Source organism: Shewanella sp. 125m-1, assembly GCF_052977065.1.
Genome location: NZ_JBRILT010000076.1, coordinates 1 through 9,446 on the forward strand (window position 1 = coordinate 1; position 9,446 = coordinate 9,446).

6 protein-coding genes and 1 riboswitch are annotated in these 9,446 nt (G+C 44.5%); of the genes, 2 read left to right on the forward strand and 4 right to left on the reverse strand.

Features of this window, described 5'->3' with window-relative positions:
* Positions 1 to 207: 207 nt before the first annotated feature.
* Together ACVBIK_RS20305 and ribB are read right to left on the reverse strand one after the other, a co-directional pair.
* Positions 208 to 3,438: an EAL domain-containing protein gene (locus ACVBIK_RS20305; protein ID WP_447161066.1), complete on the reverse strand. Its 3,231-nt coding sequence runs from the start codon at positions 3,436 to 3,438 to the stop codon at positions 208 to 210.
* A gap of 293 nt (positions 3,439 to 3,731) precedes the next feature.
* Entirely contained in the window at positions 3,732 to 4,370 is a 639-nt protein-coding gene (ribB, locus tag ACVBIK_RS20310) for a 3,4-dihydroxy-2-butanone-4-phosphate synthase (protein WP_447170382.1), read from the reverse strand.
* Positions 4,371 to 4,533: 163 nt separating this feature from the next.
* A riboswitch (FMN riboswitch) is annotated at positions 4,534 to 4,800 on the reverse strand.
* A 174-nt stretch (positions 4,801 to 4,974) separates the two neighbouring features.
* On the opposite strand from ribB, the gene ACVBIK_RS20315 reads away from it, so the two are divergent.
* Positions 4,975 to 7,161, forward strand: coding sequence for a S9 family peptidase (locus ACVBIK_RS20315; protein ID WP_447161068.1), 2,187 nt, complete (start codon positions 4,975 to 4,977; stop codon positions 7,159 to 7,161).
* Complete coding sequence (locus tag ACVBIK_RS20320) at positions 7,161 to 7,478, forward strand: GIY-YIG nuclease family protein (protein WP_447170383.1); 318 nt, start codon at positions 7,161 to 7,163, stop codon at positions 7,476 to 7,478. Before ACVBIK_RS20315 ends, ACVBIK_RS20320 begins: the two co-directional genes overlap by 1 nt.
* Positions 7,479 to 7,562: 84 nt before the next feature.
* Here the strand turns inward: ACVBIK_RS20320 and lepB are convergent, their stop codons facing one another.
* A complete protein-coding gene (gene lepB, locus ACVBIK_RS20325; protein ID WP_447170384.1) occupies positions 7,563 to 8,222 on the reverse strand; it encodes a signal peptidase I in 660 nt (219 codons plus the stop codon).
* Between the two features lie 158 nt (positions 8,223 to 8,380).
* Entirely contained in the window at positions 8,381 to 9,136 is a 756-nt protein-coding gene (locus tag ACVBIK_RS20330) for a hypothetical protein (protein WP_447170385.1), read from the reverse strand.
* Positions 9,137 to 9,446: the final 310 nt, after the last annotated feature.

Here is a 9,446-nt window from a genome sequence, read left to right on the forward strand (position 1 = left end):
TAAAAACACTCGGATTTTGCCATCTTATAAAGATCGGTCAACCGATCAATAAACTGCTAAATGATCGGCATTACAGCTTAGCTGCTCTTTTTTGTATGCGTAAGAATATTTAAGACTTCAGTGTTGAATCGCTTACATAAAGTAGCAAGCATTCCAGCATCCATCCTTCTTGACCGAGTTAGCCAGCTAAAAAGCGCCCTGAGTGGATCACTTGCTGATACTGATTGGAGCCTGTTCGGTATTGAGATTCAGATACTGGAAAGGCCTAGCCTGCTGCAAAAAAACAACCAAGTCGGCTTTCGTCAGCGGTTTAGACATCAAGTATCCTTGAGCGTAGTCACAGCCTAAATCGCGTAAAAAATTCCACTGCTCGACAGTTTCAATTCCTTCTGCCACGAGTGGCATTTCCAAACTTTGTGCCATCATCACTATCGCGGTAATCAACTTTGCATCAGATTGATTGCTCAACACGTTATCAATGAAGCTTTTATCTATTTTAATGACAGAAATAGGGCATTGTGTCAGATAACTAAGAGCGGAATAGCCTGTGCCAAAATCATCGAGGTAGATATCGACACCAAGCTGCCTTATTGATTCTAAGATCTGCAAGCAACGGGGTTTATCCTCAATTAGCATGCTCTCAGTGATCTCAATATGGACGTTCTTAGCTGAGATCGCATGTTCTGCTAGCCCCTGCTTGAGCAGGTCATACAAACTCAACTCTTTTGAGTTGATGCATTGACGAGCAGACACGTTAATTGCCATGTTGATTGGTAAACCTTGGGCGTGCAGCTGGGCAAGATCCGAGAGCGCCTGATGTATGATCCATTCTCCCAGAGGTTCGATCAATCCAGTCTCTTCGGCAATCGGAATAAACGTGCTGGGAGATATGATGCCGTAATCTGGATCTCGCCAGCGGATCAAGGCTTCTACGCTGGTTGTTTTGCCGCTATACATGTCAATAACGGGTTGGTATTCCATGTAGAACTCGTTAAGTTTTACCGCTTTACGTAACCTTTGCTCTAAATGCATACGTGCTAACATTTCGACATTCATCTCAGGAGAAAAATATTGAAAATGCGCACGGCCATCGCGCTTGGCTTGATACATAGCCGTTTCTGAATTACGTAGTAGCATCTCTATATCTTGGCCATCTTCTGGGAAAAAGGCGATGCCAAAACTGGATGAGATATTGGTTTCTTTGCCATCTAATATAAAGGGCTTAGATAACACATCACTGAGTTTTTGTGCTTGTATTTCAGTGCTGTTGGATATGTTTGATTGCGGCGAGATAATGACAAATTCATCGCCACCGATACGGGCAATGGAGTCGTTAGGCCCTAATACTGACTCAAGGCGTGTTGCTGATTGCTTAAGGATCTTATTGCCTGCGGCGTGCCCATGGAGCTCATTGATAAACTTAAAGCGGTCAAGATCGATAAAGAAGAGGGCGACCTGATTGTTTTCCTGCTGAGCACTATCAATCGCTTGTTGTAGGCGTAACGAGAATAGATGCCGATTCGGCAACTTAGTCAAAGAATCGTAATTTGTTTTATACCAAAGGTCCTGCTCATACTGTTTGTTGTTACTGATATCTAAAAATAGGCCAATGTGTTGAATGGTTTCATTCTGGCTATTCTTTACCGCTGTGATCTTAAGGTATTCAGGATAGATTTGACCATCTTTACGTTTGTTCCAGATCTCACCTTCCCAGCTATTTTTATCCGCTAAGGAGTGCCACAAGCCTGAGTAAAAATGGTTATTGTGGTGCGCTGAGCTTAATACGCTTGGGTTTTTGCCTTTTACATCGTCAAGGGTATAACCGGTGATCTTAGTAAATGCAGGGTTAACCAGTTCAATGCGGTTTTTGGCATCGGTTACCATGATGGCTTCTGCTGAATGCCTGAATACGGCAGAGGCTTGGTGCAGTGCACGTTTTGATTTCATTCGCTCGGAGACCATCTGGTTTACCGCGACTGAAATTTGGGCTAGCTCATCACTTCCCTTTACGGTTAAATCAAGCTCTAGGCTAGGGTCTTTTGCGAGCTGCTCGACATCATTTACTATGCCGCTGACTGAGTCGATAAGGTTATTGGCGATACTTCTACTCAGTAAATAAACGAGATAGAAGAAGAGTAGACCTGCAAAAAAGCTAATATAGAGCAAAGAGAGGATCTGCTGTTTCTCTATTTCGTTTTGGCGCGCAATTTTTTCGGTGAGCTGGGTATTAATTTGGTGCAGGCTATCAATGCCAGCAGTGGTAGCAGTCCACCAGTCTTCACTGCTAATCAGTGGAGCTTGGTGTTGTAGCAAGTACAAGCTGTCGTGTAAGGCAATATCTTGAGTAAGCAGCTCAAGTGTTGTAGTGGTTGGGTGTTGAGTTGACTCGGTCTGGCTAACATATTCTTGATATCGCTGTGCCGTTAGCTCCAATGATTGGATCAGCTCTTGTTGCTTTGGTGTCAGGTTATTATTATTTATGATCTGCTCAAACGTGGCTTTTAGGGCAAGGTGATTTTGTTTGAAGCTGGAAAGATAAGCAGGATCTAACGTTGTGAGGTAGCCATTAAAGTTATAGTTAAGGCCATCATACCCGACAAGATCACTAATAAAGCCTGCTTGTTCTACCAAGTCTATCTGTTGTTGTAGCTGCTTGCGATAATTGGAGATGAGCTGCTGTTCTTGACTGTTGATTAGCTCATTAAACTTAATGCGATTATCTGGCGTCATGGTCGAGAAAGCATTGGTAATGGCGTTATCGAGTTGATTTCTTACCTGGGCTATTGCTTTAAATGCTGCAGGGTCGATATATGGCGCAGAAAGGAGTTTATTGATTAGGCCGCGCTCTTGGCCTGAGAGCTCTTGGATCTTGAGCATACTAATCAAATCAGACTGCACCAGTACTTGATAAGAGTTGTCACTCTTAAAGCGTAACTGAGAGATGATGTTGATGAGCTTTTGAGTGAGTTTTGAATAGAAATCGAAGGATTCGGGAGTTTTCAATTCGCTAATGTTTTGTCGAGCCGTGCTTAATTGTTGCAGCTCTATACTGGCTTTACTGATCTGCTCTTTAAGTGCGTCAAACAGCACACTATCGTTTTTGACGGTATTGATGGTTTCTGTAAGAGCCGAGTTGAAAATGAATGTTTGAAACGCCCTGTCAGTAATGAGCCATTGTTGCTGTAATTCATCCTCAAACAAGTGCCCATTGCTACTAAGATACCCGGCTGAGAGTCCCCGTTCTTTTTGTAGCTCATAGATAACGTTCTCTATGCCTAAGGTCACTTTGGTGGTGAGAACATTGGCTGAAGCGTGCTGATACTGCTTGATGAGTGTTGTTGCACTCACAATCGCGAGCAATACCAAGATAAACATTGGTAAAGAGGCTGATAGAAATAGCTTCTGTTTTAAGCTCAATCGACTTAATACGGGTAGCATTCGGCGCAGATCCTCCGCAGGACAACATGTCGGCTCTGGTGGCCGTGACGGAAAGTGAGAATAAAAAAGAGCGTTAGATAATAACCATAGAAATAAAAGGGTGTCTCAGTTAATTCAACAAAGTCTAATCTAGGTCACGAATTTAGTTGGTTAGCAGAAATATTTCACTAATCAATTAGTTTGATTATGTATTTAATATACATAATGTTGCTGGATGACGATTAACTCTTACAAAGACAGCCACTTAATAGGTGACTGTCTGGATTAATGTGCGGTATTAATGCGGTAGGGTATTACTGAGTATTTCGGTAGGCCACAATATCTTCGATAGTCAGTACCGGCATATTGTGCTGCTGACCAAACTCAATGATTTCAGGCAGGCGAGCCATAGTGCCATCGACAAGGGTAACTTCACAAAGCACGCCATAAGGCTTTAGTCCTGCAAGCTTCATCAGATCAACCGTGCCTTCGGTATGACCGCGGCGCTCTAATACTCCACCAGGGCGAGCACGTAGAGGGTAAACATGACCTGGGCGTGCTAAGTCATCAGGCTTAGCGTTATCGGCAATCGCAGCTTTGATAGTGGTAACACGGTCTGCGGCTGACACACCTGTGGTTACACCTTCTTTAGCCTCGATACTCACGGTAAACGCGGTGCCATATTGGCTATTGTTATCGCTTACCATTGGAGGGAGTTGTAACTGCTCGATACGTTCATCGGTCAGGCAGAGGCAAACTATACCGCTACATTCGCGAATAAGCAGTGCCATCTGTTCATTAGTGAGTGTTTCTGCCGAGTAAATAAGATCGCCTTCGTTTTCACGATCTTCATCATCAACAACTAACACACCTTTGCCTTGGCGTAGTGCGTTAAGTGCTGCATTTACACGTTCGATTGCATTGCCATAAGGGGCAAGTAAAGACTGATTCATGGATAACATCCTTAAAATACGACATTGGGTTGGCCAGAATCAGGGCGTACAGAAAATGGCACATAGCCTAAGCCAAAATATCGACATTAGTTGATGTGCATAATAAGAGCTGCGCGAAGTGCGCCACAAAGCCTGTAAGGCTTAACGGATCACGCGCTTATTCTTATATTCTCTTTCATCCGGACTCAGTGTACTGAATATCGTTAATCAGTACTCATTACCGTCGGCTCTGGAGTAGGTGCAACCTCATCGATGACAGGCGTCATAGGTAAAGTCTGTTTACCAGATCTGCTGACCCTAGTTAATCTTTACGCTATTTTTATTGATATTAAATAGCCTAAACTAGGCGCTCGCGGGCTTTTATATGGTGATTACTATCACGATATAACTTACCGCCGGTGGGGAGTTTCACCCCGCCCTGAGAATTATTCTTGGCTAATGATTAATGAATTGATTAACAAATTAGCCAAGTGGCGTTATGTTGCCCCTATTTATGTAAAATGACAAGCTGGGCCGCAAAAATGGCGAAATAGCGCAAAAAACTAGCGGACTTCCAGCAAAAGACACAAATAATACCGATTGAGAATGCACAAGGATGCGTTAGATGAAATTGATTTCAGCTCTCACACTTAGCGCTATATTGCTATTTGGATGTAATAATATGACCTCAAAAAAACCTGTAGAAGCTCCTAAAGCTGACAAAGTACCCCACACAATGACGCTACATGGTGTCACTCGTGTCGATGATTATTACTGGATGCGAGACGATGAGCGTAAAGATGCCAAGGTTATCGCGCATCTCAATGCTGAAAACAGCTATACCAAAGAGCAGTTCAAACCCTTTGACGGACTTAAGCAGCGTTTGTTTGATGAGCTGGTGGGGCGACTCGATAAGGATGAGTCGAGTGTGCCGTACTTCTGGCATAACCATTGGTATTACCGCTATTACAAGCAAGGGTTTGAATACCCGGTTATTGCGCGTAAAACAGCGTTAGACAGCCAGCAAGAGCAAATCTTATTAGATGTGAATCTTCGCGCCGAGAGCAAAGACTTTTATGGCTTGGGCGGTGTATCGGTGAGCCCAGATGAAACTAAGCTGGTATTTGCTGAAGACCTATTAAGCCGTCGTATCTACAGCTTGTACTTTAAAGATCTCACCACTGGCGAATTGATGGCCGATAAGCTTGAGGGCACCGATGGCGCCGTGGTGTGGGCAAACGACAATCAGCATCTGTTCTATATTGCCAAAGACCCACAAACGCTACTTGGCTATCAGGTGTTCCGTCATAAACTCGGTACCAGTCAGGCTGATGATGTCTTAGTGTATGAAGAGCAAGATGATACCTTCTACATCAGCTTAGGTAAGTCTCTCGATGAGTCAGTGATTGTGTTACATGCCGAAAGTACCGTTACCAGTGAAATGAGCATGTTAGATGCCAGTCAGCCACTCACACAATTTGCGCCAGTATTGCCGCGAGAAGAGGGTCATGAGTATTCGGTATCTAAGTTAGGCGACAGCTATTACATTCTGACGAACTGGCAGGCAAGCAACTTCCGCTTGATGAAGGTGGCTATTAGCCAGGCTGCCGACAAGAGCGCTTGGCAAGATGTAATCGCTCATGATCTCAACTCCCGTATTGAAGATGTGCTTCTGCTTGAAGATTACATGGTGGTGCAAACACGCGAGCGAGGCATTAGCCATATTCGCGTGTATCCGTTTAATGGCCAAGCCGAATTTGAATTAGCCTTTAACGATCCCGCTTATGTTGTGGGCTTCGATGTTAATGCCAGTCAGCAGAGTGACAAGCTGCGAATATACTATTCAAGCCCGACCACGCCTGAATCTGTGTATGAGTATGCGTTAACTCAGCCAAATGAGCGCCAACTGCTTAAGCAAGAAAAAGTGCTGGGTGAGTTTGATGCCGATGACTATCAGGCAGAGCGTTTATTTATCGAGGCTCGTGACGGTAAAGAGGTGCCAGTAACCTTAGTGTATCGCAAAGATAAGTTTAATAAAGATGGTACTAATCCACTGTATCAGTATGGCTACGGATCCTATGGTTATACCGTAGAGCCAGATTTTAGCTCATCAGCGCTAAGCTTGCTCGATCGTGGTGTGGTTTATGCTATCGCCCATGTACGAGGTTCAGAAATGCTTGGCAGAGCTTGGTATGACGACGGCAGAATGCTCAATAAGCAAAACAGCTTTAATGATTTTGTCGATGTGACTAAGGCACTGACCGAGCAAGGTTACGGCGCAAAAGATAAAGTGGTTGCTGCTGGTGGCAGTGCGGGTGGCCTACTTATGGGTGGCGTTATCAATCAGGCACCGGAACGTTACTTTGCCGTGGCTGCTCATGTGCCGTTTGTCGATGTGGTGACCACCATGCTTGATGAGTCGATTCCGCTCACCACCAATGAATATGATGAGTGGGGTAACCCGAATGAGAAAGTCTATTTTGACTATATGCTCAGCTATGCCCCTTACGACAATATTAGCGCCCAAGCCTACCCACATCTGCTAGTGACGACGGGATTACACGATTCACAAGTACAGTACTTTGAGCCAGCAAAGTGGGTAGCCAAGCTGCGTGAGGTGAAGACAGACGCTAATATGTTGCTGTTTGATACCGATATGGAAGCAGGGCACGGTGGCAAGAGTGGCCGTTATCGCCAATATGAGGATACGGCTAAAGAGTATGCCTTCTTTATCGGTTTGCTAGGGCTGGATGATAAGGCTGAGCAAGACGACCAGCACAAACAAACCGTTACCACTAGTGTTAGCCGTTAATGGCAGCAACAGAGCAGATCACAGAGCCTGAAAACGGCTCTGAGCCTAAAAATAGTCAACCGCAGCAGTGGTACTTGTATATGGTGCGCTGTGCCAATGGGCACCTGTACACGGGCGTGACCACCGATGTGGAACGCCGCTTTGCCGAGCATCAAAGTGGTAGTGCTAAATCGGCTAAGTTTTTGCGCGGAAAAGGGCCGCTGACTCTAGCTTACTTTGAAACTGTGGGCAGTCACTCCGATGCGCTTAAGCGTGAGATAGTGTTAAAAAAGTGGCCAAGAGCCAAGAAGCTCGCTTTGATAGCCACGCAAGAGTGAGCATTTATGGCGTAACCATTCACTGAGGTTACGCCATTCAGATGATTTACTTAGCAGGGTTAAGTTGAGTTAAGTGAAGCGAGTTTAATCGGTATAAAGGCTCGTAAAAAATCGTTCTTCACGTGGCATATAGCGGTCTTCATAGTCCAGTGAAAATGCGACGCGAGTCGCCTTACCTTTAAGTTCATTTCTAGGTACAAATCCATAAACCCGAGAGTCGGCGCTATTACGGCGGTTATCACCCATAACTAAGTAGTGCTTGTCAGGTACGGTCAGGGTATTGAAGTGGCTTAGGCTATCGCTGGCATCCTTTTCAATCCGGATGCTATGGGATAAGCCGTTGAGGTCTTCTTTGGCAATTAACTCTTGATGGTTTTCAGATACCACTGAATAAGCTAATGCTTCGTCATTAATCAACAGCACTTCGTTGCGCAAACTAACCGCGTCACCGGGTAGGCCGATAACGCGTTTGATTAAGCGTTTATTGGCAGCGGTTGATTCAAACACAACGATGTCACCACGCTCTGGCTCGCCTATTGTGGCTAATGAGATTTGAGTAAAGGGCAAGCGTAAATCATAGGCCATTTTATCCACCACAATACGGTCACCTTCTTTGATGGTGGGCTGCATCGATCCTGTGGGCACTGAGTACCAGTCTGCGACAGCACTTCTAAAAACAGACATTAGCACAATGAAAATCATTAACTGACGGTTATTTTTCCAAAGCTGTTTTAGTTTGTTCATCAATCAATTCCTTTGATTATGTCATTAGGTGGGCAGGGCACTGGGATCTGCTAAACAGTAAGGCTAAATCTGTCTAGCAGATCGCAGTGCCTGCGCCGGGAAGGTATTGCCTCTATCGAAGTGCTTAATACGTAGAGGTATCTTTATATGGATAGGTATTAGTGCATGCTGACAGCGCCGTTGATGTTATCAACGCTAAGATCGCCAGAGCCTGATTCGATAATGCTTAAACCTAGGGTATTGTCGACATCGATATCACCCGAACCGTCATCAATCACTACGCGGCCGTTAACGTTGTGTACGCTTAAGTCACCTGAACCATCATCGATATGGGTATCGCCGCCAATATCAGATAACGTTATAGAACCCGAGCCGTCTTCTAAGGTGAGCTTGCCAGTAGTGTTACTGATTTCAACAGAGCCAGAACCATCCTGAATATCGAGATCCTTACCGCCTTGAATCCATACATCGCCAGAGCCGTCATCGAGTTGAATATTTGCCGACACGCCTTTAATCTCGATATCACCAGAACCATCATCAATGTCTAACATCATGCTGCTAGGAACTTGAATCGTAAGGTCGATATAGGGGGAGCGCTGAAAGTTAATGCTGCTGTCGAAGTTTGCAATCAGAGTGACCTTAGTGCCATTTTGTTCGAGACTGAGGTTACTTTCGATATCGCCATAGCTGTAGATATCTGCGCTAACCATAATTTGTGTTAGGCCATCGACCCCTTGGATGTTGAGATCGCCAGCGCCAGTTTCAGCGATCAAGGTATCAATCTGCGTGGCATCAATTTGAAGTTGTTTCTTTTGGTGGTTTAGTGGCCCCGCGCTAGCGCCGTTAACATTGATGATGCAACCAGAAAGAGAAATAGCAATAACGGTGGCAAGCAGAGTCGAGGTTGATTTCATGGGATTAACTTCCTTTTATTATTCAGATCTTAAGATCTAAGTTCAGCTTTTACTAAGCTGCTGGTAATGTTGTCTAGCAGTGAATAAGCAGAAAACGTGCCAGTACAGTATCTAATTGTTTTGGTTATGTTATCTTTATGTTGTTTGGTTTTGGGTGGTGAATTTACTTATACACTTAGAGTAAAAAGCTAATTATTAGTGAATTGACTCAAACGCTTGGTTAACAATAGTGAAGAACCTAGAACCTAGAACCTAGAACCTAGAACCTAGAACCTAGAACCTAGAACCTAGAACCTAGAACCTAGAACCT